This window comes from Bradyrhizobium sp. SZCCT0231 (assembly GCF_018130245.1).
GTDB lineage: Bacteria > Pseudomonadota > Alphaproteobacteria > Rhizobiales > Xanthobacteraceae > Bradyrhizobium > Bradyrhizobium japonicum_F.
This window is the reverse complement of sequence record NZ_JAFCKP010000001.1, coordinates 70864-97100: the sequence shown is the minus strand read 5'-3', so window position 1 is coordinate 97100 and position 26237 is coordinate 70864. Positions and strand designations below refer to the sequence as shown.

General features: G+C 64.5%; 20 protein-coding genes and 1 tRNA gene. 10 read left to right on the top strand and 11 right to left on the bottom strand.

Annotated elements, in window-relative coordinates:
- Window positions 1–38 precede the first annotated feature (38 nt).
- Window positions 39–1145 carry a cupin domain-containing protein gene (locus tag JQ566_RS00495; protein WP_212371412.1) on the bottom strand — a complete coding sequence of 369 codons (1107 nt, stop codon included), beginning with the start codon at window positions 1143–1145 and terminating at the stop codon, window positions 39–41.
- A 416-nt stretch (window positions 1146–1561) separates the two neighbouring features.
- On the opposite strand from JQ566_RS00495, the gene JQ566_RS00490 reads away from it, so the two are divergent.
- The 4 genes from JQ566_RS00490 (at window position 1562) to JQ566_RS00475 (ending at window position 6396) form a co-directional block, all read left to right on the top strand.
- Window positions 1562–3721, top strand: coding sequence for a thiamine pyrophosphate-dependent enzyme (locus JQ566_RS00490; RefSeq protein WP_212367856.1), 2160 nt, complete (start codon window positions 1562–1564; stop codon window positions 3719–3721).
- Window positions 3718–5286, top strand: a complete 1569-nt coding sequence (locus JQ566_RS00485; protein WP_212367853.1) for an indolepyruvate oxidoreductase subunit beta family protein — start codon at window positions 3718–3720, stop codon at window positions 5284–5286. The genes JQ566_RS00490 and JQ566_RS00485 overlap by 4 nt, the downstream gene beginning before the upstream one ends.
- A 136-nt stretch (window positions 5287–5422) precedes the next feature.
- A complete protein-coding gene (locus JQ566_RS00480) occupies window positions 5423–5914 on the top strand; it encodes a MarR family winged helix-turn-helix transcriptional regulator (protein ID WP_212367850.1) in 492 nt (163 codons plus the stop codon).
- Window positions 5914–6396, top strand: coding sequence for a MarR family winged helix-turn-helix transcriptional regulator (locus tag JQ566_RS00475; protein ID WP_212367847.1), 483 nt, complete (start codon window positions 5914–5916; stop codon window positions 6394–6396). The genes JQ566_RS00480 and JQ566_RS00475 overlap by 1 nt, the downstream gene beginning before the upstream one ends.
- Window positions 6397–6416: 20 nt before the next feature.
- On the opposite strand, the gene JQ566_RS00470 is transcribed toward JQ566_RS00475, so the two are convergent.
- The 8 genes from JQ566_RS00470 to JQ566_RS00435 all read right to left on the bottom strand — a co-directional run bounded on the left by JQ566_RS00470 (window position 6417) and on the right by JQ566_RS00435 (window position 14991).
- Entirely contained in the window at window positions 6417–7145 is a 729-nt protein-coding gene (locus tag JQ566_RS00470; protein WP_212367844.1) for an SDR family NAD(P)-dependent oxidoreductase, read from the bottom strand.
- Window positions 7146–7171: 26 nt separating this feature from the next.
- Window positions 7172–8788, bottom strand: coding sequence for an ATP-dependent acyl-CoA ligase (locus tag JQ566_RS00465; RefSeq protein ID WP_212367841.1), 1617 nt, complete (start codon window positions 8786–8788; stop codon window positions 7172–7174).
- Between the two features lie 7 nt (window positions 8789–8795).
- Window positions 8796–9272 (bottom strand): aromatic-ring-hydroxylating dioxygenase subunit beta, encoded by a 477-nt coding sequence (locus JQ566_RS00460; RefSeq protein WP_212367838.1) that lies wholly within the window; start codon window positions 9270–9272, stop codon window positions 8796–8798.
- Window positions 9269–10609, bottom strand: coding sequence for an aromatic ring-hydroxylating dioxygenase subunit alpha (locus tag JQ566_RS00455; protein WP_212367835.1), 1341 nt, complete (start codon window positions 10607–10609; stop codon window positions 9269–9271). The genes JQ566_RS00460 and JQ566_RS00455 overlap by 4 nt, the downstream gene beginning before the upstream one ends.
- A 33-nt stretch (window positions 10610–10642) precedes the next feature.
- Entirely contained in the window at window positions 10643–11593 is a 951-nt protein-coding gene (locus JQ566_RS00450) for a PDR/VanB family oxidoreductase (RefSeq protein ID WP_212367830.1), read from the bottom strand.
- A 111-nt stretch (window positions 11594–11704) separates the two neighbouring features.
- Complete coding sequence (locus JQ566_RS00445) at window positions 11705–12322, bottom strand: flavin reductase family protein (protein ID WP_212367827.1); 618 nt, start codon at window positions 12320–12322, stop codon at window positions 11705–11707.
- Between the two features lie 7 nt (window positions 12323–12329).
- A complete protein-coding gene (locus JQ566_RS00440; RefSeq protein ID WP_212367824.1) occupies window positions 12330–13292 on the bottom strand; it encodes a carbon-nitrogen hydrolase family protein in 963 nt (320 codons plus the stop codon).
- A gap of 64 nt (window positions 13293–13356) precedes the next feature.
- Window positions 13357–14991, bottom strand: a complete 1635-nt coding sequence (locus tag JQ566_RS00435) for an MFS transporter (protein WP_249139148.1) — start codon at window positions 14989–14991, stop codon at window positions 13357–13359.
- A gap of 173 nt (window positions 14992–15164) precedes the next feature.
- On the opposite strand from JQ566_RS00435, the gene JQ566_RS34930 reads away from it, so the two are divergent.
- Window positions 15165–16043: an IclR family transcriptional regulator gene (locus JQ566_RS34930; protein WP_212367818.1), complete on the top strand. Its 879-nt coding sequence runs from the start codon at window positions 15165–15167 to the stop codon at window positions 16041–16043.
- A gap of 376 nt (window positions 16044–16419) precedes the next feature.
- Here the strand turns inward: JQ566_RS34930 and JQ566_RS00425 are convergent.
- Window positions 16420–16494: transfer RNA gene (locus tag JQ566_RS00425), tRNA-Gln, on the bottom strand.
- A gap of 244 nt (window positions 16495–16738) precedes the next feature.
- On the opposite strand from JQ566_RS00425, the gene JQ566_RS00420 reads away from it, so the two are divergent.
- On the top strand, window positions 16739–18517 hold the full coding sequence (locus tag JQ566_RS00420; RefSeq protein WP_212367815.1) for an acyl-CoA dehydrogenase family protein: 1779 nt from the start codon (window positions 16739–16741) through the stop codon (window positions 18515–18517).
- Window positions 18518–18680: 163 nt separating this feature from the next.
- On the opposite strand, the gene JQ566_RS00415 is transcribed toward JQ566_RS00420, so the two are convergent.
- Window positions 18681–19916, bottom strand: coding sequence for an MFS transporter (locus JQ566_RS00415; protein ID WP_249139147.1), 1236 nt, complete (start codon window positions 19914–19916; stop codon window positions 18681–18683).
- A 515-nt stretch (window positions 19917–20431) separates the two neighbouring features.
- Here JQ566_RS00415 and JQ566_RS00410 point away from each other — a divergent pair.
- From JQ566_RS00410 to dxs, 4 genes are all read left to right on the top strand, one after another.
- On the top strand, window positions 20432–22087 hold the full coding sequence (locus JQ566_RS00410; protein WP_212367812.1) for a bifunctional metallophosphatase/5'-nucleotidase: 1656 nt from the start codon (window positions 20432–20434) through the stop codon (window positions 22085–22087).
- Between the two features lie 132 nt (window positions 22088–22219).
- A complete protein-coding gene (locus JQ566_RS00405) occupies window positions 22220–23149 on the top strand; it encodes a histone deacetylase family protein (protein WP_212367809.1) in 930 nt (309 codons plus the stop codon).
- Between the two features lie 74 nt (window positions 23150–23223).
- Window positions 23224–23475, top strand: a complete 252-nt coding sequence (locus tag JQ566_RS00400; RefSeq protein WP_008132970.1) for an exodeoxyribonuclease VII small subunit — start codon at window positions 23224–23226, stop codon at window positions 23473–23475.
- Window positions 23476–24107: 632 nt separating this feature from the next.
- Complete coding sequence (dxs, locus tag JQ566_RS00395) at window positions 24108–26036, top strand: 1-deoxy-D-xylulose-5-phosphate synthase (RefSeq protein WP_212367806.1); 1929 nt, start codon at window positions 24108–24110, stop codon at window positions 26034–26036.
- Window positions 26037–26237: the final 201 nt, after the last annotated feature.

Sequence of the window (26237 nt, the reverse complement as noted above, 5' to 3'; positions counted from 1 at the left end):
TTCCGTTGAAATGTGGGGCGGGCAACCAGATGCAGATGTCAGGCAGCCACCGGCTGATGGCCTGCATTGTCGCCATAGGCCTCTTCCCGATAGAGACCAAGGCCTTCGATCACGGGCAGGTCGTTGAAGCAGAACAGGCAGGCGTCCTCGCTCTTCGAGGCGTTGCCGTGCTCGTGCCAGGCCCAGGACGGAACGCAGAAGATGTCACGCTCCCGCCATTCGAAACGCCGGCCGGCGATCACGGAATAGCCGCTGCCCTTGGCGACCTGGTAGATGAAGCTGCCGGTGTGCCGATGCGATTTCGTCGTTTCGCCCGGGCGCAACAACTGCATGCTGGCGCCGATGGTCTGCATGACGTGCCCGCCGGTGACCGGATTGACGTAGTTCATCAGAATGCCGTCGTAGGGAGAGCCGTCGGTCGCAGCCGCATATTTCCGCAAGGCCTCGTAAGTCGGCTCCCATTCATATTTGAACATCGGCGAATATCCCTTCGACCACGGCGCGTTCACCGGGCGAAGTCCGGGATTGCCCCAGGTCCTGGTCATATCGTCGACCGGATAGCCGGATTCCTCCTGCTGGATGTTGGGATGCACCACGAAGAAGTTGGCTTCGAGCGCATTGACCAGCGGGATGTCGAGCCCGTCCTGCCAGATGCACACCGAGCCACCGGCGTCGACCCCATGCTCGTGCCAGGTGCCGTTCGGCGTGAGCACGAAATCGCGGGCTCCTAACGTCATCTTGTGACCGTCGACGATTGTGTAGGCCCCCGAGCCTTCCATGATGAAGCGCAGCGCCGAGGCCGAGTGCGCGTGAGCCGAGGCGACCTCGCCTGGGTGCATGACCTGCAAGCCCGAGTAGAGCCAGCCGACGGCAGCCGACACCTCGCGACGACCGGGATTGTTGAGATAGATCACCCGGCGTCCTGCCTTTTCCGGCGACACCAGCTCGACCGACCGCAGCACGTGTTCGCGCAGATCGTCGTAGCGCCAGAGCACGGGAACGGAGGCCGATTGCGGCTGCCACGGCTCGATCTTGTTGGCGACGGTCCACAAGGCTCCGGCTTCGTATCTCTCGAGGTCCTTGTAATAGGCCTTCAGCTCCGGAGTGTCTTCGACATTGGCCCGGCCGATCACGTTTTCGCGCATCTCATCCTCCAAGTCCTGTTTCGTGACGTCCTGTTTCGTGACGTCCTGTGTCATGAAGTCCTGAGTCATGGCGTCGCTCGATCGAAGCGCCCCCGTGCGTCGATTGCCTTCGCGAGGGCAGCGTCGACGATCCGGTTCCGAAGCAGCTATGGCCGGGAACAGCGTCCCGGAAGCTCGAGATCTTCTCCACGGACCGCGACCCGCGCGCCGGCGAGCCCGGCTTGTCCGCGGTCGCACGCGCGATATGATGACGAGGCGAAGGCCGCACGACGACAGCCTTGAAGCGAGACAGCTCGAGCATCGGCCCCACCCTGTCGCCGGCTTACGACCGGTCCCGAACCCGGGACCAGCGGCGCGGCCGGCATTGACTTACTTTACATGTAAAAGTATGATAATGCATATTTCTGGAGGACGCAATGGCTGAACGGTCTTTCGCGCGCGAAGTCGAAGATCTCCGGCTCGGCGCCGGTGACACCTTTCGCGGCGAAGGCATCCTCGCCATCACCAAGGCACTGCTGCAATCGGGTGTCGCCTATGTCGGCGGCTACCAGGGCTCGCCGATCTCGCATCTGATGGATGTGCTGGCCGATGCCAAGGACGTGCTCGACGATCTCGGCGTCGTGTTCCAGAGTTCGGCGAACGAGGCGGCGGCGGCCGCCATGCTCTCGGCCTCCGTGATGTATCCGCTGCGCGGCGCAGTGGCCTGGAAGTCGACCGTCGGCACCAATGTCGCCTCCGATGCCCTGGCCAATCTCGCCTCCGGCGGCGTCACCGGCGGCACCATGATCGTCGTCGGCGAGGACTACGGCGAAGGCTCCTCCATCATGCAGGAGCGGACCCACGCCTTCGCGATGAAATCGCAGATGTGGCTGCTCGACCCGCGTCCCGACCATGAATGCATCGTCAATCTGATCGAAAAGGGCTTCGAGCTGTCGGAAGTCTCGAACACGCCCGTGATGCTCGAGGTCCGCGTTCGCGCCTGCCACATGCATGGGAGCTTTGCCTGCAAGGACAATGTCAGGCCGGCGCACACCATCAAGGACGCGCTCAACAATCCCAAGCGCGACGTCAATCGCATCGTGCTGCCGCCGGCGGCCTATGAGCACGAGCAGGAGAAGATCAAGACACGCATGCCGGCGGCGATCGGCTTCATCCGGGACAACAGGCTGAACGAATGGATGGGACCGGCGCGAGGCAAGGTGGGCATCGTCATGCAGGGCGGCATGTACAACAATGTCATTCGCGCGCTGCAATATCTCGGCCTGTCGGATGCCTATGGCAATACCCAGGTCCCGCTCTACGTCATGAACGTCACCTACCCCGTGATCGAGGCGGAGGTCGCGGAATTCTGCCTCGACAAGGACGCCGTCCTGATCGTCGAGGAAGGCCAGCCGGAATATCTGGAGCAGGCGATCAACACCGTGCTGCGGCGCAAGGACATCCAGGCGCGCGTCCACGGCAAGGACGTGCTGCCGATGGGTGGCGACTACACAGCGCAGGTCCTGCTTGGCGGCATCAGGGACTTCCTCGAGAAGACAGAGCCGAGATTGCTCGGCAACAGGCCACCGGCGCCGGATGCCGTTCCCGTGCTCGGCCATCCCGCGGTCGAGAAGCTCAAGCAGGTTGTGCCGGCGCGCCCGCCCGGGCTCTGCACCGGCTGCCCGGAACGACCGATCTTCGCTGCCATGAAACTGGTCGAGGAGGAACTCGGCCAGCACCACGTCTCGGCCGACATCGGCTGCCACCTGTTCTCGATCCTGCCGCCCTTCAATATCGGCGCCACGACGATGGGCTTCGGCCTCGGTCCGGCCTCGACCTCGGCCTTCAACGTCAAGGCCGACAAACGCTCGATCGCGGTGATGGGTGACGGCGGCTTTTGGCACAACGGGCTGACCAGCGGCATCGGCAACGCCGTCTTCAACAAGCATGACGGCGTGTTCGTCATCGTCGACAACTTCTATACCTCGGCAACCGGCGGACAGGACATCCTGTCGTCACGCGCTGCCAACAAGCGGCGCAAGACCAACAATTCCATCGTGCAAGCCGTGAAGGGCATCGGCGCCCAATGGGTCCGGCAGATCGACCGCACCTATGACGTCGGCAAGATGCGCGACACGCTGAAGGAAGCGCTGACGACGGCGGATGAAGGCCCCAAGGTTATCGTCGCCTCGTCCGAATGCATGCTGAACAAGCAGCGCCGCGTGAAGCCGCAGATGAGCAAGGCCATCAAGGACGGCGTCCGCACCGTCAAGGAGCGCTTCGGCGTTGACGAGGACGTGTGCACCGGCGACCATGCCTGTATCCGGCTCTCCGGCTGCCCGTCCCTCTCGGTGAAGCAGCTCGACGATCCCCTGCGCGACGATCCGGTTGCCGCCATCGACAATTCCTGTGTCGGCTGCGGCAATTGCGGCGAGGTCGCCGAAGCCGCCGTGCTCTGTCCCTCATTCTATCGCGCCGACGTCATCCACAATCCAAGCCGATGGGACAAGTTGAAGTCGAAGGTCGCGATGTCCGTGATCGGCTGGCTGCAGCGGCGGCGCGATCGCCGGCGCGTGGGGCTCGAGGCGCTGGCATGAGGGACGAGAGGGTACGGCTGGCCCTGCCCGCCGCGGGAGATGCGACCGAGCGGCCGATCTCGATCGCGATCGTTGCGATGGGCGGCCAGGGCGGCGGCGTCCTCACCGACTGGATCGTGCAGCTCGCCGAGAACCACGGCTGGGTCGCGCAGTCGACCTCGGTGCCCGGCGTTGCCCAGCGCACCGGCGCGACGATCTACTATATCGAGGCGATGCCGCCGCTCGACGGCCGCAAGCCGATCCTGTCCTTGATGCCGACGCCCGGCGACGTCGACGTGGTGATGGCCGCCGAATTCATGGAAGCCGGCCGCTCGATCCTGCGCGGCCTCGTGACGCCGGAGCGCACGACCCTGATCGCTTCCAACCACAGGTCGTTTGCGATCGGCGAGAAGATCGTGCCCGGCAACGGCATTGCCGACAAGGGCGCGGTGACAGGCGCAATCGGCGTTGCCGCCAAGACCGAGATCATCTTCGACCTGAACGCGCTGGCGATCGCGCATGGCAGCGTCATCTCGGCGGCAATGTTCGGAGCGCTGGCAGGAGCCGGCGTGCTGCCGTTCAACCGCGAGAGCTATCTCGACGTGATCCGCGCCGGCGGCAAGGGCGCAAAGGCCAGCATCGAGACTTTTGACGCCGCCTTCGACCGCGTCAAGACCGGGCCTGCGGACGTTGCGGCACCGGTCGAGCCGCGACCGGCCAGCACGAAGCCCGCTCCTGCACCGCTCGACCCGCAGCTCAGTGGACTTGTCGCGCGGTTGACGCGGGAGGTGCCCGTACCTGCGCAGGCGATGGCGCGTGCCGGCCTGAGGAAGGTCGTCGATTTCCAGGACGTCGCATATGGCGCCGAATATCTCGACATCCTCGTCGCGCTGTCCACCACGGACCGGAACGCCGGCGGCGCCGAGCGGGACTACGCATTCACGCAGGCCGCAGCAAAGCATCTCGCCAACGCGATGAGCTATGACGACGTCATCCGCGTCGCCGACCTCAAGACCCGCGCCGGTCGCCGCGCGCGGATCGAAAGCGAACTGGAGCTGTCGCAAGACCAGGTACTCCACACCACCGAATTCATGCACCCGCGCATGGAGGAGGTCATGGGCCTGCTGCCGGCAGGCTTCGGGCGCTGGCTTGGCGCGAGACCCCGCCTCCTCGGCTGGCTCGATCGCCGCGTCAACAAGGGGCGCCGGGTGCGGACCTATTCGCTGCCCTGGTTCCTGGTGCTCTATGTCGTGGGCGGGCTGCGGAGCATACGCCGCCACTCGCTGCGTCACGCGGTCGAGACCGATCATCGGGACCAATGGCTCAGGAACGCGACCGATGCCGTCGGCATCAATTACCAGCTCGGCGTGGAAATCCTGCAATGCCGCAGGCTGGTGAAGGGCTATTCCGATACCCACAGCCGCGGGCTGTCGAAATTCGACAGGACGCTGGCTGCGATCAAGCTGGTGGAGCGGCGCGAGGATGCCGCCGACTGGGCGCGGCGGCTTCGGGAGGCGGCACTGAAGGACGGCCCGGGCAAGGAGCTCGACGGTGTGATCCGGACCATCGAGAGCTTCGCCTCATGAGATTGACGCCGGCGCCGAATGCCGTTCAAGCTGAAGCGGGCCAGAATCGGTCTGCCTGACGGCGCTCCCCGGTCGGTCCCGGGGCGACGACCTTCCAAATACCTCCTTCAGACCAACCCGTAGCCCTGGTCACGCGATGCCGGCAGCGCTCAAAGAGACTATCGTTCCCGTCGGGCAGATCGAGACCCGGCTCTGGCTGCAGCTGTTGTCGCTGCACGGCGACATCTTCGCGTCGCTGAACTCCCTGCTGGGCTCGGAGTTCGGCTTGTCGCTGGCGAAATTCGACGTGCTGGCCCAGCTCGACCGCGACAGGAACGGCCTCGCGCTCGGACAATTGTCGCAGAACCTGAAGGTATCCGGCGGCAACGTCTCGGGCCTGGTGCAGCGCCTCCTGGCGGACGACCTCATCAGCAAGGAAATGTCGAGTGAGGATCGCAGGTCGTTCATCGTGCGCCTCACGCCGAAAGGCGAAGCCTTGTTCAGGAAGGCCGCCGACGTGCACAAGAGACATCTCAGCCAACGGTTCGAGAACACCTCGGCCAAGGAACTCGAAACGGCGCTGACGGTGCTGCGTTCTCTTTCGGCAAAAATCCGTACCCCCAGCAAAAAGCAAAGTCGAAAAAGCTAATGGCAAGAGAATCCAGGAGCAGGTGGAGATCCGGGCCGCCAAGGTCGAGGGACCAGCTGCACGCCTACATTCCCTACCTGATCAATCGGCTGGCAAATCGCTGGAACCTGGATCAGAACCGGGACCTCACCGAGCACGGCATCAACAACGTCGTCTTTCGCACCTTGTCGGTCCTGTTCATCTACAAGACCCTCACGGTCAACGAGATCGCCGTTCTCGCCGTGACCGAGCAGTCGACAGCCAGCCGCATGGTCGAATCCATGGTGTCCGCAGGTCTCGTCAAGCGCGAGATCGCCGAGGAGGATCAGCGCCGCCGGGTCGTGGCGTTGACCGCCGACGGCGAGGCGCTGCTGCGAAAGATCTGGCCGATCATGGCAAAGAACTACGAGCGCCTGACTGCCGGCATCGATCCCGACGAGATCGAGGTCTGCGCGCGCGTGCTGGCCAAGATGGTGGAGAACGTCAAGCAGAACCAGATCTGATGCGCGTCATCTGACGCGCGTTATGGGCCGAGGCCGACGAGGCTGGTGCCGCCGCACACATAGAGCACCTGCCCGGTCACGAAGTCCGAGCGTTCGTCGAGAAAGAATTCGATCGCGTGCGCGACGTCCCCGCGCGCGCCGAGCCGGCCGACCGGGACGTTGCGCGCCATTCTCTCCTGTCGCTCGGAGTCCTTGGGGACGATGCCCCAGAAATTGTCGGTCAGGATCGGGCCCGGCGCGACGACGTTGACGGTGATGCCGCTGGCCGCAAGCTCCAGCGCCCATGTCCGCGCCATGCCGTGCACGCCGGCCTTTGTGGCGGAATAGGCCGAGCGGGTCGCGGCGCCCATCGCCGCACGCGAGCTCACGAACACGATGCGGCCGAAACGGCGCGATATCATCCCCTCCAGAGCGGCCTGGGTCAGGAGCATGGGTGCGCCGAGATGCAGCTGCGCAAGCGCCAGGATGTCTTCGGGCTTCGCATCGGGCAGCAGGTTCGGCAGGATGATGCCGGCATTGTGCACGAGACAATCGATCGCGTGGTTGGAGCTGATCTCCTGGGCGACGGCCCGTGTCTGCTCGAGGCACGTCAGGTCGGCGCGATACGCCGTGAGCAGATCGTGCGTCCAGTCCGGTGCGTCCAGCCCGACCGAGACCACGCGCTGGCCCCTGCCGACGAGATTCTTCGCCAGTGCTTCGCCGATCCCGGAATTCCCGCCGGTGATGAGGGTGGTGCGGACATGGCTCATGTTCGGTTTCCCATCGGCGACATGCGTCAGACCTGCCGCCGCTTCAGATCGCGCAGATCGAAGAAGGCGCCGTCCTGCATCAGCTTGGCGACGAATTCCTTCAAGCCGCCGCGCTGGATCTTCTCGGTTGCGGTCAGCGGCAGCCGGCCGACGAAACAAATCCAGCCGGGCGCCTTGTAATAGGCCATCTGCTCCAGGCTCCAGCGGACGATGTCCTCGGCCAGCGCGCGGTCGGCGTCCGCCTGCTCGGCGATGATGACGGCCGCGACCTCGTCGCCGCGCACCGGGTCCGGGGTTGCCGCAACGGCGGCCTGCCGTATCAGGGGGTGACGATTGAGGACGGATTCGACCTCGACGGCTGCGATGTTCTCGCCGGAACGGCGGATGACGTTCTTCTTGCGATCGACGAAATGCAGATCGCCGTCCGCATCCCGCGCGACGATATCGCCGGTGTGCAGCCAGCCCCCGGCCCAGGCCTCCGCCGTGGCCTCGGGGTTCTTGAGGTACTCCCGGAAGAAGCCAAAGCGCGGATCCGCGCCGGCTCGCCGCACCAGCAGTTCTCCCGGCGCGCCGGCCGGTGCGTCATCTCCGCTGTCATCGACGATGCGAATGTCGACCTCCGGGGCCGGGCGCCCGAAGCAGCTGGTGCCGATCTTGCGCGGCTCGACATTGGCGGCGATCACGCCGCCGCTACCGGTCTCGGTCATCGCCCAGGCCTCGATCAGCGGGAAGCCGAAGCGCGCCTCGAACGGTGCGTGGAGCAGCTTGTCGACGCCGGCGCCAAAGCCGAAGCGCACGGTATGCTGCCGATCCTGTTCCGAGGGCGCGGCGCTCATCAGCATCGACGGCATGACGCCGAGATAGTGCAGGCACGTTGCCCGGCTGTCCCTGACCGAATTCCACCAGCTGCGCGGATGAAAGCGATCGAGCATGGTCAGGCAGCCGCCGACCGAAACCATCGCCATCAGCGAGACCGCCATCGCGTTCATGTGGAACAGCGGCAGCGGCGTGATCATGCGTTCGCCATCGTGCTTCAGGCCGATCAGCCCGCCGGCGTCGCGATACCAGTTTCCGCTGTGCAGGAAATACTGGTTGGTGAGAACGCAGCCTTTCGGCTGCCCGGTCGTACCGGACGTGTAGAGCAAGGCGCATTCCGTTGCGCCGCCCGCAGGCCGCAAGGGCCGTTCACCGTCATATGGCGCGGGACTATCGTCGTCGCCGGTCACGACCGGCATCGGTCGGCCGGCCTGGCGCGCGGCAGCCTCGACCTCGGCGCACCGCCCGGCGAGGACGACGGCCGCATTCATCTCGGAATGGGCGACGATGTATTCGAGCTCGCTCATGCGCAAATCGGGATTGATCGGCACGACGGAGACGCCGAGCGCGTTCAGCGCGAACCAAAGCTCGACGAACACGGGCCGGTTCTGAAGCAGCAGCCCGACCCTGTGTCCTTCGCCGTAGCCTTTCGCCGCGAACGCCTGCCGCCGGGCCTCGATCCGTTCGAGCATGGCGCGATAGGAAATCTCGCCGGCCGCGATGCCGTAAATGCCGGCCGTCTCCGGCAGCACGTTGAGAAAGCCGCCCTCGCCCCGGCGCAGGGCGGTCTCGCGAAAGCGGGCATAGACGGTTGTCTCTGCGGTCACGGTGCCCTCACATGAAGAGCTGGATGTTGCCGAAAGGCGCGTCGAAATTGACGAGATCGACGCGCTTGAGCCTGATCTTCAGGCCCTCGTCGGACCGAACCAGCTCGTGAGTGGCCCACCCGGAATAGCGCTCCAAGAGATCGCCGCGCGTCTCGGTGTAGATGTACGACGTGCGCGCCTTGAAGACGCCGGCCGCGGCGTCGCAGGCGATGACCCTGGGCGCCTGGAGCAGATGATGGCAGCGGCTCTTCGGCTTCTGGCTGAAGGTGCGTTCGCCCGCGAGACGCTCGACCCGTACCTTGAGCAGCAGCAGATCCTCATACATCAACGACGGCTGCAGCACCGGGTCCTGCTGCTGCCATTCGAGCGGCATCCAGTAGCGCCCTTCCGGGTGAAACAGATCGAGCCAGCTCTGCCACTGCATGGCGTCGAGAAGCTCGGCCTCCCGGTAGATGAAATCCGCGACGGCCTTCTCGTCGATCATTCCGCGGCCTCGGCGTGCTTGTCCATGCCCATGGTCATGAATTTGGCCCAGGCGTGAAACTGATTGCGCATTTGCCGCTCCGACGTCCCATTGATGACGGCGGTGACGTCCGCCTGTTCGTCCTGCTCGTACAGGCGGCGCAGATTGACCCATGGATTACCGTTGGACTTGAGGCCTTCCTGTGCCCGCTCATACATCTCGAGATCGTCGTGCCCGACGATCGAGGTCGGCGCGTTGATGAAGCGATTATACATCAGGGCGCGCTCATAGAGCTTGTCGGGCGCCCCAACCAGGCGATAGACCCAGCTCTCGACCAGCGTCCTGTCGACCGCGATCGGGATGAAATTGCGCAGGATCTGCACCGCGCCCTTGACCATGATGTTCGGGAAATAGACCGTGTTGTGCCGGACCTCGCCCAGGATTTCGTGGGCCCGCGTCTCGCCATAGGCCGCAACCATCTGCTCGAGATAGCCGCCGACGTCGGAATAGTTCGAATGGATCGAGTTGGCGACGCCGGTGTGGCCGTGCCCGTTCGGCCAGATCCGGATGCCGCTCTGCTCGTAGAATTCGTAAGGGCTCATGAACGGGCCATAGAGCTGCACCGCCATCGGCGTCTCCTTGGCTTCGCCCTGCTCGCGCTTCCAGACCTTGACTGCCGTGCCGGCCGAGCTCTCATGGGCAACCATGGGATGACAGGTGTCGGTCTGGTTTTCGACCAGCATCTTCCAATTGCAGGTGTGCATGTAGCGGATCGGCGCCGCCACGACCGCGAGCCTGCCCTCCGGCGAGCGATCCACCATGTTGTCGATCGTCGAGAGGCTTTCGCCGAAATAGTCTTCGAAGGACAGGCCGCTCTCGTTCAGCCGCGCAAAGATGAAGTCGCGATAGATCGCGACATTCCTGACCCTCGACAGGCCCTCGTTTGCCTGCGTGTCGCCGAAACCGGTGCCGTCGTAGCCCTTCTTCAGAGGGATCGCGAGCAGCGAGCCGTCGGTCTTGAACGACCATGCGTGATACGGACAGCGAAAGAACTTGCCGGTGTTGCCGCAGGGTTCCGAGGCGATCTTGACGCCCTTGTGCGGACAGCGGTTGTAGAAGACATGGATCGAGCCGTCTGTGTGGCGGCTCGCCACCACCGGCTGCCGGCCGATCGTAGCGGTGATGAAGTCGCCGGGCTTCGCCAGCTGGCTGGCGTGTCCGACATAGATCCAGCTGTTGGGAAACAGCTGACTCATCTCGAGATCGAAGATCTCGGGATCGATGTAGACGTCGCGATGCACCTCGGCCTCGCGCACCAACGCCGCGATCGACTGCACATGCCCGGCGTATCTGCTCATAGCGTATCTGCTCATAGCGCCCTTGCCTTCGTCCTAGAGGTCCAGCACCAGCCGTTCCGAATTCGCGCGCGACACGCAGATCTGCATGACCTTGTTGGATGCCTTCTCGTCGTCGCTCAGGATGACGTCGCGGTGATCGGGCACGCCTGCAATCACGCCGCACTGGCAGATGCCGCAATCGCCGCGCCGGCAGTCGTAGAGAACCTCGTGCCCCGCAGCTTCGAGCGCCTCGATGATGCTCTGGTCGGCCGCGACGGCGATGACCTCTCCGGTCGATTTGAGCTCGACTTCGAATGCACGGTTCGGCGCGGCCGGCGCCTCCCGCCTGAAGAGCTCGTAATGGATGCGACCGGCGGCAATGCCCCTGGCGAGAGCGGCAGCCTTCACCGCTTCGATCATGCCAAGGGGGCCGCAGGCATAGACGTGGGAATTCGCAGGCGAAGCGTGCAGCGCCGCCTCGATGTCGAGGCACGAGCTGTCGCTGTCGTAATGGACCGACAGCGCGCGCGCACACATCGCCTGCAGCTGCGGCAGGAACGCCAACGCACCCGGCGCTCGTCCGGCGTAGTGAAGGCGGTAGGCAATTCCCCGCGCCTCGAGCTCGGCCGCCATCGACAGGATCGGCGTGACACCGATGCCGCCGGCGAACAGAAGCGCAGGCGTGTCGTCCTCGTGCAGCTGGAAATTGTTGACGGGCGCCGAAGCGGTCACGACGTCGCCGACCTTGAGCGCATGCATGAAGGCCGAGCCGCCGCTCGACATCCGCTCGCGCAGAACCCCGAGCGCGAGGAGGCCCTGCGGCAGGCCCGGCAGGGCCACCAGGGAGTAAGGCCTGTCTCCCCCGCTCGGGAGCGAAACACGAACGTGCGCCCCCGCCGTCCATCGCGGTGCCGCACCGCCCTCCACGCCGAACACGAGGCTGCGTATCGTCGGCGTCTCCGCCGTGACCGACTGCACCTTGAGCCTCAGCTGATGCGTGTCCATTCGCGGGTCTTCATAATATATGAATTTGCATATTTTTAGACATGTAATAATTGGATGTCAATCGACTCTCGGTCGAGACGCGGCGGCCATGACCGGATCTGCCGGCGCGCCCTATTCCATCGGCGGCGGCCGCACCAGCTGAAAGAGGTCCCGTGGACTCGCATACCAGCCGGAGCCGTGCATGCGTGCAATGAGGTCGAGGCCGATCGTATCGATGTGGCCCCTCTTTGCATCGATCACGAACTGCTCCGCCACGTGAGCACAGACGACCTCTCCGATCACGGCGATTTGCCGCGGCCCGGTTTCCTGAACCGAGAGGGAGCGACATTCGAACGCAACCGGGCAACCCCTGATGAGCGGAGGCGAGACCATCTGCGAGGGAAACGTCTCCAGCCCCGCAATCTCCGTCTCGTCGACCCCGGCCGGCGCATCCACCGCCGTCGCATTCATGGCTTCGGCCATCCGGTGCGGCACCAGGTGAACGACGAACTCACGCGTCTCGACGATATTCTGCGCGGTGTCTTTCAGGCCTTTGTCCGGATGACGCAGCAAGCCGAGCACAACCGTCGGCGGCTCATGCCCCAGCACGTTGAAGAAGCTGAAAGGCGCCGCATTGGCGCCCCCGTCGCGGGACCGGGTCGTCACCCACGCGATCGGCCGCGGAGTCACGGTCGCGGTGAGGATCTTGTAGCGGATATCCGCCGGAAGCTGCCCCATATCGAAGAGCATCGGACCCTCAATTGCGTGCGCGAGCGGCGCTGATGCTGGATACCGCCTGTTTCGGCCGGTCGTCGACGACGAGCTGGAAGACGTCCGGTCGGGCATAATGTCCTGCGGCGTCGAAATCGAACTTGCCGCGCGTCACGTCGGCGAGGTCGATGTCGGCATACAGGATGGTCTCACCCTCGAAGCATGGTCCCGCCAGAACCTTGCCGAGCGGATCGACGATCGCGCTGCCGCCGCGCATCAGCACGGTCTCGGGGTCGACACCCAGCGCGCACTCGTAGTCGGCCGGGAAGGCGCCGCGCTTGAGATACTGACACGCCGTCAACACGAAACAGCGTCCTTCCAGAGCGATATGCTGCATGGTCGGAAGCCAGGTATCCCGATCATCCGCGGTTGGAGCGCAGTAGATGCTGATGCCCTGGCTATACATGTGCATGCGCAGCATCGGCATGTAGTTTTCCCAGCAGATCACCGCGCCGATATTCCCGAGCGAGGTCTCGAACACCGGCATGGTCGAGCCGTCGCCGAAGCCCCAGATCAGCCGCTCGCCCGCGGTCGGCATCAGCTTGCGATGCTTGCCAACAAGACCGCGCGCGCCGTCGAAGAAGAGCGCCGTACAGTAGAGCGTACCCTGCTCTCGCTCGATGCAGCCGATGACCGTAAAGGCTCCGGTTGCGGCCGTCGCCACGGCGATCGTTTCGACCTCCACGCCGTCGAGATCGATGGCCGCCTCCCAATACAAGCGGAACGCCTCGCGTCCTTCGGGCTTGCGCATGCCGACGGGAGCGCCAAACGAACTTCCCTTGGGATAGCCGCCAATGAAGGCTTCGGGGAAGACGATCAGTCTGGCACCCGCGTCAGCCGCCTGCGCGATCAAGGCCGCTGCCTTTTGCGCTGACGCCAGCGCGCTCGTCGGGTCTGACGCAGCCTGAACGACGGCCGCCTTGTAGGTGTTCGATCGGTTGATATCCATATTGTCATCCCGGGCACGGAGAAGGAAAGCGGGCCGCTCTCCGCGGCCCGCCAGCGTGTCACCCTCAGTGATCAGTCTCGAGCCTCGGCCTGTTCGGCAGCATGATCGATCCGATCACAGCCACGACCGTGCAGATGACGACCGGATACCAGAGCCCCGCAAACACGTCGCCGACCGCGAGCGAAAGATAGGTTGCAAAGAAGGGCAGGAAGCCACCGAAGATGCCGGCGCCGATGTGGTATGGAAACGAAAGCGCCGTGTATCGGATGTTCGCCGGGAACACCTCGACCAGGAACGATGCCACCGGCCCATAGACCATCGCGACGATGACGGTCATGACGACCAGCAGAAGAACGATGTAGGCCGACGACACCTTTGCGGGATCGGCCTTGGCGGGGTACCCCGCCTCGGACACGGCCTTGCGGTAGGCCGCCGCATCGTATCCGGGAATCGTTCTGCCATTGACCGTCATGGATACGGCCTGGCCGTCGAGCGGAGCGGCATAGCTGAAGTTGATGCCGCTTCCGATCAGCAGCTTCTTGGCTTGGACGCAAGGCTTGCTGTGATCGCCGTGCGAGCTCAGCAGCGCAGCCGCAAGGCCGAACCGGCATGCTTCGCTGGAGGTGTCGGCGTGTACCGTCACCGGTGCAGTGCGGGTCGCGGCGACGAGCTGCGGATTCCCAGCCTCCAGAAGCGATGAAAACATCGGCCGGTAGCACAGCGCCGAAAGCACGAGCCCCGTCATCATCAGCCATTTGCGCCCGACCCGGTCGGACAGCCAGCCGAAGAAAATGAATGCCGGAGCACCGATGACGAGGCCGATGGCCATCAGGGTATAAGATGTTTGCAGGTCGATCCTTGCGATCTGCTGCATGAAGATCATCACGTAGAACTGGCCGGTGAAGTAGGTGGACCCCATGCCCGCCGTCACACCGAACAGCGCGATCAGCACCAGGCGAAGGCTGGACCACCGGGCGAAGGTGTCTCTCACCGGACTCTTGGACAGGCGACGCTCCGCCTTGAGACGCGTAAAGACAGGCGATTCATGCAGCCTGACTCGGACGTAGATCGAGAACGCCAGCATCGCAATCGAGATAATGAAGGGAGCGCGCCATCCCCAAGCCCTGAAATCGGCCTCGCTCATGACGCTCTGCGTCCCGATGATGACCGCGATGGAGAGCGCCAGTCCGATCGACGAAGTGATCTGGATCCAGCCGGTCAGAAGCCCGCGCCGGTCAGGACGCGAGTGTTCTGCAACGTAGACGACGGCACCGCCATATTCGCCGCCGACCGCGAGGCCCTGGATCAATCGCAGCATGACCAGCGAGATCCACGCAGCATGACCCACACTGGCGTAAGTGGGCAGGAAGCCGATCAACGCCGTACCGCCTCCCATCATCACGATGGTGATGAGAAAGGTATATTTTCGACCGACCAGATCACCGATGCGACCGAAAACCACGGCGCCGATCGGCCGGATCACGAAACCGGCAGCGAGAGCACCGAGCGAGGCAAGCACGGCAGCGGTCGGGTTGTCCGGCGGAAACAGCACCGAACTCATGAAGACGGCCAGCGAGCCGTAGATGAAGAAGTCGTACCACTCGAACATGGTGCCGAGGGTCGAGGCAAGGACGACCTGCCGCTCCTCGCTGCGCGTCAGATTCTGTTCGGCCGGCAGCGCCGTCGCTCTTGCATCCATCGTCATTCCCCTGTTTGCGCCCGCGGCCAAACCCAGCCCCGCTTCAGGCAATTTTATTTAGTCATATACATATGATGTCGTCAAATACAGCAAGCTTGAATATCCGGCGCGACGCGCCCAATAATGCGCCAGAACGAAACCCGCCATAACACTCTGATCTATAAGGATTTTCAGTGAAGAAGCCGCGCCGCCCCCGCCCGCCGGATCCGGCGGGCGCATCCGCACCAGGAGCCAAACCCGGCAAAATCACCACGGCCCAACGGAGCGGTCGGCGCGGCATTCAGTCGATCGAGATCGGCTTCAAGATCCTCGACTACCTCAGAACCGAAATGCGGCCCGTGCCGCTGAAGATGATCGCCGCCAACACCGGAATGTCCGCGGCCAACGTCCACTATTATCTCGTTAGCTTTCAGGCGGTCGGCATCGTCCGGCAGGAAACGGACACGGGTTGCTATGCCCTCGGCCCCTACGCGTTGAAGCTCGGCATGGCCGCCATCGAGCAATTCGACGTCTTCGCTGTGGCGCGGCCCGCCATGACCGAGCTCGCGACGACGATCGGCCACACGGTGTTTCTGGGCGTCTGGGGCAATCGTGGTCCGACCATCATCTACCGCGTCGAGGGCGGAGCGAGCCGCCCCATCATCGAGCTGCGTGTCGGAAGCGTCCTCAGCCTGCTGCGATCCGCGTTGGGGCGAAATTTCCTCGCACATCTGCCGCGCTCGCTGACGGGCGGGATGCTGGATCAGGAGCTCAGGGAGGAGCTCTCGCGCGAGACACGGGTGGACGATGCGCCGACCACCAAGGCCGAGGTGGAGGAGATGATGAACACGATCCGGCGCGACGGCATCAGCCGCTGTCGTGATGCTCTTCTGCCAAACTTCACCTCCCTATCCGCACCGATCTTCGACCAGGCCGGATTCATGATCGCAGCCATCACGATGATGGGGCCCATCGGCATTCTCGATGATGACCTGAAAGGGCCGACGGCGACAGCGCTGATCACGCATGCGCGCGCCCTTTCCGAGACCGCCGGTTGGCAATCCGAAGGATGACAGGCAACGATTTCAAACAAGCAAGAAGCCGCCGTTCGAGGCACGTTGTGGCTCGACTCTGCCAATCACATTGTTGGGCGTAGATGGCCCGCCGGCTGCCAAAAAATACCGTTTGAAAAACCGCTTTGGTTCGGTTCTCTCAAACGGCTTCTCTCGCCAAGGTCTTGATTTATATGGTGGGCACACCAGGCTCGAACCTGGGACCCGCTGATTGAGAGGCAGCTGCTCTTGTCCGCATCAAGTCGAACTCGATGCTTCAGCAAATCGCGAAGTCACCGACCCGCATCGTGCGTCTGCTGTTCCGGGCTCGGTCTGGCGACGAGAGCGATCGGACATGATCATACCGATCATTCTTCGCAGTAGGTTAGGTGTTTTCTGGCTGGGGCGGGAGGGATCGAACCTCCGAATGGCGGAATCAAAATCCGCTGCCTTACCGCTTGGCTACGCCCCAACAGGCGACGAACGGAACGGGGTAGAACCGGCACCCGCAGATTCCCGTCGGTCGCAGCCGGTCTATAGGGAGCGGCGCGGCATTTCAACCGCCTGGAGGGGCAAAAAGGGCCCGGCGGCCGACACTCTATTCCGGGCCCCATCGGCCCTCCCCGTTCCGGCCAGACAATCCGGCGTCCCCCCAGTTGAGACCGCCCCCGTTTCATGGGAATACGGCGCCAATATCTGTTTTCGGGGAGTGAGCCATGACCTACCGCGCGCCGATTTCTGACATGCTGCTGTCGCTCAACCATGGCGCGGGCCTCAAGGCCGCCGTGGAAGCCGGTCATTATGGCGATTTCGACGCCGACCTCGCGGCCGCCGTGCTGGAGGAAGCCGGCAAGTTCGCTTCGGACGTCCTGGCGCCGCTCAACAAGGTCGGCGACGAGCACGGCATCAAGCTCGAGGGCGGCAAGGTCACGACCGCACCGGGCTGGCCTGACGCCTACAAGCGCTGGACCGAGGGCGGCTGGAACGCGGTGTCGGGCCCCGAAGATTTCGGCGGCCAGGGCCTGCCGCTCGCGATCAACGCCGCCTGCAGCGAGATCTGGAGCGCCGCCAACGTCGCCTTCGGCCTCTGCCCGCTGCTGACGGCCTCGGCGATGGAGGCGCTGGATGCGCATGGCAGCGACGAGCTGAAGAAGATCTATCTCGAAAAGCTGGTCTCCGGCGAATGGACCGGCACGATGCAGCTGACCGAGCCGCAGGCCGGCTCCGACGTCGGCGCGCTGCGCACCCGCGCCGAAAAGCAGGCCGACGGCACCTATCGCATCAAGGGGACGAAGATCTTCATCACCTATGGCGAGCACGACATGACCGACAACATCGTGCATTTCGTGCTGGCGCGCCTGCCGGATGCGCCCGCCGGCACCAAGGGCATCTCGCTGTTCCTCGTTCCCAAGTTCATGGTCAATGCGGACGGCTCGCTGGGGCAGCGCAACGACATCTTCGCCTCCGGCGTCGAGCACAAGCTCGGCATGCATGCTTCGCCGACCTGCACCATGACCATGGGCGATCATGGCGGCGCGATCGGCTTTTTGATCGGCGAAGAGAACCAGGGCATGCGCTGCATGTTCACGATGATGAACCAGGCCCGCCTCGGCGTCGGCCTGGAGGGCGTCGGCGTTGCCGACCGGGCCTACCAGCAGGCGCTGTCCTACGCCCAGGAGCGGAAGCAGGGCCGCGCCGTCGGCAAGACGGACGACGGCTCGGATGCGATCTTCGTGCATCCCGACGTCAAGCGCATGCTGATGCGGATGCGGGCGCAGACCGCGGCCGCGCGCACCATCTGCTATGCGACCGCCGTCGCGATCGACGTCTCGACGCGCGCCAAGGACGCGAAGGTGCGCACTGATGCGGCAGCACGCGCGGCGCTGCTCACGCCGATGGCCAAGGCCTATTCCACCGATATCGGCAACGAGGTCGCCTATCTCGGCGTGCAGGTGCATGGCGGCATGGGCTTCATCGAAGAGACCGGCGCGGCCCAGCACTACCGCGATGCCCGCATCACCGCGATCTACGAGGGCACCAACGGCATCCAGGCGATCGATCTCGTCATGCGCAAGCTCGCGGCCAATGGCGGCGCGTCGGTGTGGGCGCTGCTCGACGAGCTCTCGGCAACCGTCAGCCAAGTGGAGGCCTCCAACGACCCCGCCTTCGGCACCGCGGGCGTGAAATTGCGTGAAGCGCTCGACGCGTTGGCGCGCACCAGCAAATGGCTGCTGGAGCGCGTTACGTCCGCGCCCAACGAGGCGCTTGCCGGTGCGACGCCGTATCTGCAGCAGTTCGGCGCGACGCTTGGCGGCTGCCTGCTCGCCTCCGAGGCGCTCGCCGCAAAGGCCGACGGCAATACGGATGCCGTGCGCTATGTCTCGCTCGCGCGTTTCTTCGCCGAGAACATCAGTGTGCAGGCCGGCGCGCTCGAGCGCACCGTGACGGAGAGCGCGGAGTCGGTGGCGGCGGCGGACGCGGTCTTGCTGGGGTAGGCTGCTTCACGTGTCCCGGACGCGCTGCAACGCGTCGCGTTGCTGCGCAGAGCCGGGACCCACGCCAAGGAAGAGATCGCGGCGACATGGGCCCCGGCTCTGCAGCGCACCGCTGAAGTAGCGCTGCGCTGCGTCCGGGGCACGAGAGGCAACCCAGTTCAAGCTACGAAGCTGCGACCTCGGCCCTTCTCCCCGGCCGCCACAGGACCACGCCCGCCGCGGCGAGATCGAGCACCATGCACAGCGCGAACGCCGTCGTGTAATTGCCCGTAACGCTCCGCACGACACCGACGATGCCCGGGCCGAAGGCGCTGACGATGCCGCTGATCGAGGTGCCCAAACCCATCGCGGCGGCGAAGGCGCTGGCGCCGATCTCGCGCTGGATGATCAAGGGCGGGAACGTGATCATGTTGCCGATCGAGAAGCCGTAAACGGCACAGCACAGCAGCAGCATCGTCGGGCTCGTGCTCTGCAGGAGAACGAGCAGCGCCGCCGCCTGGCTCGTCATCGACACCGCGCAGGCGAGACGCGGATCGAGCCGGTCGACGAACAGGCCGAGCGAGAGGCGGCCGACCATCGCCATCACCGCCATGATGGTCACGGCAAGGCCGGCACTGGCGCGCCCGATCAGCGGCTCGAGAAAGCTCACCTGGTGGATGATGAATCCCATCTGCGCCAGCAGCGCCACCGCTATCGGGAGCACCATGGTCCAGAATGCCGCGTTGGCGAGCAGCGCCTTGCGCGAGTGAACCGGCGCGGCGAAGCCGGAGGAACGTCCGCCCGATGCCCGCGACATCCCGGCAGGCCAGCCGATGAAGATCACGACGACAGGCAGCACCAGCACCATCATCGCGACCGTGGCCGCCAGCATCGCGGAACGGAAGCCGATGCTGCCGGTCAGCGACAGCAGCAGCGGGACGAGGATGATGCCGCCGCAGGTCGCGCCGTTGAAGGCGAGGCTGAGCGCGAGCCCGCGCCGACGCTCGAACCAGGAATTCAGCACGGTCGCGATCACAACCGTCCCCATCCCGGTCCAGCCGACCGACATCAGCGCATAAGCGAGATAAAGCTGCCAGGGCGTCTGCATCAGCGCCAGCAGCACGGTCGAGGCGCCGAGCGCCGACAGGCCGCACAGGATCAGCGAGCGCAGCCCGATGCGCCCGAGCAGATCGTCGGTGAAGATGACGAGCACGGAGGTCAGGAGAAACGAGAAGGTGCTGGCCGCGGAAACCAGCGTGCCCGGCCAGCCATGGGCACGCTGGAGCTCGGCGAGATAGACGCCCTGGCCATAGAGGCCGAAGCCGAACATGAAGAAGGCCATCAGGAAGCAGGCCAGCACGACGCGCCAGCCGCGGTAATGCGGCGAGGATTCGTCAATACGGGTTGCGGCAATCGTCAAATCGAGCAGTCCGTCAAATGGAACAGGGCCGGATCGTGCACTACAACCACCGGTTTTTCAAATGAAACATTGTAGCTAACTGTTGCGATGCGCGACGGCCGCGGGTGCCATGCATCAAACTTACGGGAATTCAGCGCCGAAAGATTGAGCGAGCGCATTGGCAGGCCTGCGAGATGATGTCGGCTGATATTTCGCAACACTCGCGAGCGACAAGCATCGCGGCGCGCGCAGGGAGCGCTCATGCCGAATGGCAACATCGTCGCGGAACGATCTGCCGGCTTCCGGCCGAGGCAGCCGCGACCTCGCGCAAGCTGCTGCGCACCCCGCCGGACGACGGGGGTGAGGGGTTGTTTCCGCGAGCATCTCTCTCACATGGTTATTCGCGGATAGAACCCCTCATCCGTCGCGGACTTCGTCCGCGCCACCCACTCCCACAAGGGGAGAAGGAAGAAAGCGCGGCACGTTCACGACAAAGCATCGTGAAATCTTCGCGCGGAACGACTAGTCTCGGTTCCATGCAATACCGATCCATCCTTGCCGCACTCGCGCTGACCTGCGCCCTTCCCGCCTCTGCCCAGACTGCCGCCCCCGTCGAGCTGCGCGTCCTCGCGATCAACGATTTTCACGGCCATCTGCGGCCGCCGCCGGGCGGCATCCGCATCAGTGACCCTGAAGACAAGACCAAGAAGGTGATGGTGGCGGCCGGCGGTGCCGAATACATGGCGACGCTGGTGAAGCAGCTGCGCGAGGGGCGCAGGAACACCATCTTCGTCGCGGCCGGCGATCTGATCGGCGCGAGCCCGTTCCTGTCGGCGATGTTCCACGACGAGCCCTCGATCGAGTCGCTCTCGACGATGGGCCTTGCGATCAGCTCGGTCGGCAATCACGAATTCGACGAGGGCAAGACCGAGCTCTTGCGCATGCAGAGCGGCGGCTGCCATCCGGTCGACGGCTGCCAGGGACCGCACCCCTTCACGGGCGCCAAATTCCGTTACCTCGCGGCGTCCACCGTCGAGACCGCGACCGGCAAGAGCGTGCTGCCGCCCTACGAGATCCGGGAATTCGACGGCATCCCCGTCGCCTTCATCGGGCTGACCTTGAAGGAGACCGCGGGCATCGTCTCGCCAGCGGGCATTGCCGGGCTCGAATTCCGCGACGAGGCCGAGACGGTGAACGCGCTGGTGCCGCCGCTGAAAGCGCGCGGCGTCGAAGCGATCGTGGTGTTGATCCACCAGGGCGGCGAGCCCGCCGGCGACTACAATGAATGCCCCGCCATCACGGGGCCGATCGTCGACATCGTCAAGAAATTCGACCGTGCCGTCGACGTCGTCGTCAGCGGCCACACCCACCGCGCCTATGTCTGCGATATCGACGGGCGGCTCGTCACCAGCGGCGACAAATACGGCACGCTGGTCACCGCGATCGATCTCAAGCTCGATCCCGCAACGCGCGACATCGTCAGCGCCAAGGCCGAGAATGTCATCGTCGCCAATGCTTCGCTGGCCAAGGATCCCGAGCAGACCGCTCTGATCGACGCCTACGACAAGCTCTCTGCGCCGATCGCCAACCGGCCGGCCGGTTCGGTGACGCAGACGCTGTCGCGCGTGCCGAACGAGGCCGGCGAAAGCGCGCTTGGCGATATCATTGCCGACGCGCAATTGCTCGCAACCCGCGATGCGAAGGATGGCAGCGCTGTCATCGCGCTCACCAATCCCGGCGGCATCCGCACCGACATCGTTCCGAAGGAGAATGGCGCGATCACGTTCGGCGATGTCTTCGCCAGCCAGCCGTTCCGCAACCGCCTCGTCACCATGACGCTGACGGGCAGCCAGCTCAAGGACATGCTCGAGCAGCAATGGCTGGACCCGAAGCGGCCACGGATTCTCCAGGTGTCGAACGGGTTCAGCTATACTTGGGACGCATCGAAGCCATTCGGCGAGCGCGTCAGCCTCGAGAAGATGACGCTCAACGGCAGGCCGATCGAACCTGGAAGCGGCTACCGCGTCACGCTCAACGATTACCTCGCCGTCGGCGGAGACGGGTTTACCGTCGCCAAACAGGGCACGGCGCCGCAATATGGCGGCTACGATGCGGACGCGCTGTTCGCGTTCTTCCGGGCACACGGACCGATCGGTCCGCTGCCGCCGAGCCGCATCCTGCGCGTGAATTGATCCGGATCAAACGGCCAGATCGGGACGACCCTTTGCCATTGCCGCCCAAATGCCTAGATTGGGTTTTGCATTGCGTTTTGGCGCCGGATGCGCCAAGCGACGTCAAGAGCCGTTTTCCATGAGGCCGACCTGATGAGCACGCTTCTCCTTTCCCATAAGGCCTGCCTCGACCATGTCACGCCGCCGGGACACCCTGAGAGGCCGGATCGTCTGCGCGCGGTGGAAGAAGCTTTGTCGCATGAGCGCTTCCAGTTCCTGGCGCGCGAGGAGGCGCCGGAGGGCGATCTCGACCTCGTCACGCTCTGCCACAACGAGCATTACGTCACCGAGCTGCGCCACATCGCGCCGACCAGCGGGCAGGTCTATATCGACGGCGACACCTCGATGTCCCCGGGCACGTGGGAAGCGGTGATGCGCGGCGTCGGCGGCGCGGTTGCGGCGACCGAAGCGGTGATGACGGGCGAGCACCGCAACGCCTTCGTTGCGGTCCGCCCGCCCGGCCATCACGCCGAGATCGGCAAGCCGATGGGCTTCTGCTTCTTCGACAATGTCGCGATCGCCGCGCGCCACGCCCAGCGCAAATACGGCATCAAGCGCGCGGCCATCGTCGATTTCGACGTGCATCACGGCAACGGCACGCAGGACATCTTCTGGTCGGACCCGACCGTGATGTACTGCTCGACGCACCAGATGCCGCTGTTTCCAGGCACCGGCGCGAAGAGCGAGCGCGGCGATCACGACACCATCGTCAATGCGCCGCTCGCCTCCGAGGACGGCGGCCCGGAATTCCGCTCCGCGTTCGAGAATCTGATCCTGCCGCAGCTCGAAAAATTCAGCCCCGAGTTCCTGATCGTCTCCGCCGGCTTCGACGCGCATTATCGCGATCCCTTGGCTTCGCTGAACCTGCGCGCCGAGGACTATGCCTGGGTGACGCGCAAGCTGATGGATCTCGCCGACAAGACCGCCGGAGGCCGCATTGTTTCGGTGCTCGAGGGCGGCTATGACCTGCAAGGACTGAAAGAATCTGTTACGGCGCATGTCGGCGCCCTGATGGGCGCTTGACGCACCCGCCACATTGCGCCCGCAAAACTCTGCTTTCTCCAAGGTGAAAGCGAATCGGGCAATCGGAAACGGATATGGCCGAAAATACTCAAGTCGACGTCTCCAGGCTCACCTTCGAGCGCGCGATCGAGGAACTCGAAACGATCGTGAAGCGGCTCGAGGACGGCAAGGTGCCGCTCGAGGAATCCGTGACGATCTACGAGCGTGGCGAGGCCCTGAAGCGCCGCTGCGAGGAACTGTTGCGCCAGGCCGAGGCCCGCGTCGACAAGATCACCACCGATGCCAGCGGCCAGGCCACCGGCACTGCTCCGCTCGACGTCCAGTAGAGAATGAAGCCGAGACTTTTCCGCTCAGTCTCCTGACCACCCAGGGCCGCGCGAGACGCAGGGCCGCAGAACGTTTTCACGGGGAGTGTGGCCGCATCCTTTTCAGGATCACACGGTGCTGTTCCGTGAACCATCGCGGTTCCGTGCCGGCGGATCGATTCCGTCCCCGTTCCAGAATCGGCCGCCGAGGGCGCGAAAAAGCTCTCATTCGGGCAAAAAGCCCGCCAGGAACCGAGCAAGGCCGGAACCCCTTATCCCGGGCCAAGGTTAACCACTCTGGCCCGCCAGTTGCACCTGCATACCCCTAATCGGTCCGGCGGGTTGGCTTTGGCCCAAGCTTTGGTGTAAAGCTGCGCGGAGTGTGGCTTTTTGCAAGCCTTGCGTGGGCACCGATTACCGACGACAAGTGCTTCAAACTGCTAATGAAATTGGCTTGGGACGGACGAAGCCGATCTAAGTGACAGGGATCACAGAGACTGAACCGGAGCGCACTTAAGCTTACCTAAGCTTGAAGACGGGGCCTTGCCCCGTGCAGGTGGCTCCGACGGTTTGAGGACTCGCGCTGCGCCGATATTGTGCAAACCCATCGCGCACCGGAATGACCTTCCGGCGCTGACAAATTGGAAATCGCCGTGAACGCATACAGTAAGACGCCGCTTCTCGACACCATCCGGACGCCGGAAGACCTGCGCAAGCTCAAGGTCGAGCAGGTTCGCCAGGTCGCCGACGAGCTGCGGCAGGAGACCATCGATGCCGTCTCGGTGACCGGCGGTCACTTCGGCGCGGGCCTCGGCGTGGTCGAGCTCACCACCGCGATCCACTACGTCTTTGACACGCCGCGCGACCGGCTGATCTGGGACGTCGGCCATCAGGCCTATCCGCACAAGATCCTCACCGGCCGGCGCGACCGCATCCGCACGCTGCGCACTGGCGGCGGCCTGTCCGGCTTCACCAAACGCAGCGAGAGCGACTACGATCCGTTCGGCGCGGCGCATTCGTCGACCTCGATCTCCGCCGGCCTCGGCATGGCGGTGGCACGCGACCTCTCCGGCGGCAAGAACAACGTTATCGCCGTGATCGGTGACGGCGCGATGTCGGCCGGCATGGCCTACGAGGCCATGAACAATGCGGGTGCGATGAACTCGCGCCTGATCGTCATCCTCAACGACAACGACATGTCGATCGCGCCGCCGGTCGGCGCCATGAGCGCCTATCTGTCGCGCCTCTACTCGGGCAAGACCTATCGCACGCTGCGCGATGCGGCCAAGCAGATCAACAAGCGCCTGCCCAAGATCCTCGCCAACCGCGCCAATCGCGTCGAGGAATATTCCCGCGGCTTCATGATGGACGGCGGCACGCTGTTCGAGGAGCTCGGCTTCTATTATGTCGGCCCGATCGACGGCCACAATCTCGACCATCTCCTGCCGGTGCTGAAGAACGTCCGCGACATGGAGACCGGCCCGATCCTGGTCCACGTCGTGACGCAGAAGGGCAAGGGCTACGGCCCGGCGGAAGCCTCCGCGGACAAGTACCACGCCGTCGTCAAGTTCGACGTCGCGACGGGCACCCAGGCCAAGGCCAAGCCGAATGCGCCGGCCTATCAGAACGTGTTCGGCCAGAGCCTCGTCAAGGAAGCGGAGAAGGACGACAAGATCGTCGCCATCACCGCGGCGATGCCGTCGGGCACCGGCGTCGACATCTTCAACAAGGCGTTCCCGGACCGCACCTTCGACGTCGGTATCGCCGAGCAGCACGCGGTGACGTTCGCCGCCGGTCTTGCCAGCGAAGGCTACAAGCCGTTCTGCGCGATCTACTCGACCTTCCTGCAGCGCGGCTACGACCAGATCGTGCATGACGTCGCGATCCAGAACCTGCCCGTCCGCTTCGCCATCGACCGCGCCGGCCTCGTCGGCGCCGACGGCGCGACTCACGCCGGTTCGTTCGACAACGCCTATCTCGGCTGTCTGCCCAACATGGTGATCATGGCGGCAGCGGACGAGGCCGAGCTCGTGCACATGGTGGCGACCCAGGTCGCGATCGACGATCGCCCGAGCTCGCTGCGCTATCCGCGCGGCGAAGGCCGCGGCATCGAGATGCCCGAAGTCGGCATTCCGCTCGAGATCGGCAAGGGCCGCATGATCCGCCAGGGCAGCAAGATCGCGCTGCTCTCCTTCGGCACGCGCCTCGCCGAATGCGAGAAGGCTGCCGACGAGCTCGCCGCCCACGGCCTGTCGACCACGATCGCCGATGCGCGCTTCATGAAGCCGCTGGATACCGAGCTGGTGCTCAAGCTCGCGCGCGACCATGAGATCCTGATCACGATCGAGGAAGGCTCGGTCGGCGGCTTCGGCTCGCATGTCGCGCAATTCCTGACCGACCAGGGCGTGCTCGACACCGGCATGGTCAAGTTCCGCTCGATGGTGCTGCCCGACGTGTTCCAGGACCACGACACGCCGGCCGCGATGTACGGCCGCGCCGGCCTCGACGCCAAGGGCATCGTCGCCAAGGTGTTCGAAGCGCTCGGCAAGGATGTGAAGGCCGAGACGGTCAAGCTGGCTTGATGGTTTCACCTCTCCCGCGTGCGGGAGAGGTCGACGCGCAGCGTCGGGTGAGGGCTTTCTCCTCGAGGGGAAGCTTCCGTGCGGCGACAACCCTCTCCCGGCCCTCTCCCGCAAGCGGGGGAGGGAGCAGAGCATGCGCTGTGGCTCACATCACGATCCCAATTTTTCGCCATTCCCTTCATAAAATGTCGACCGAGTCAG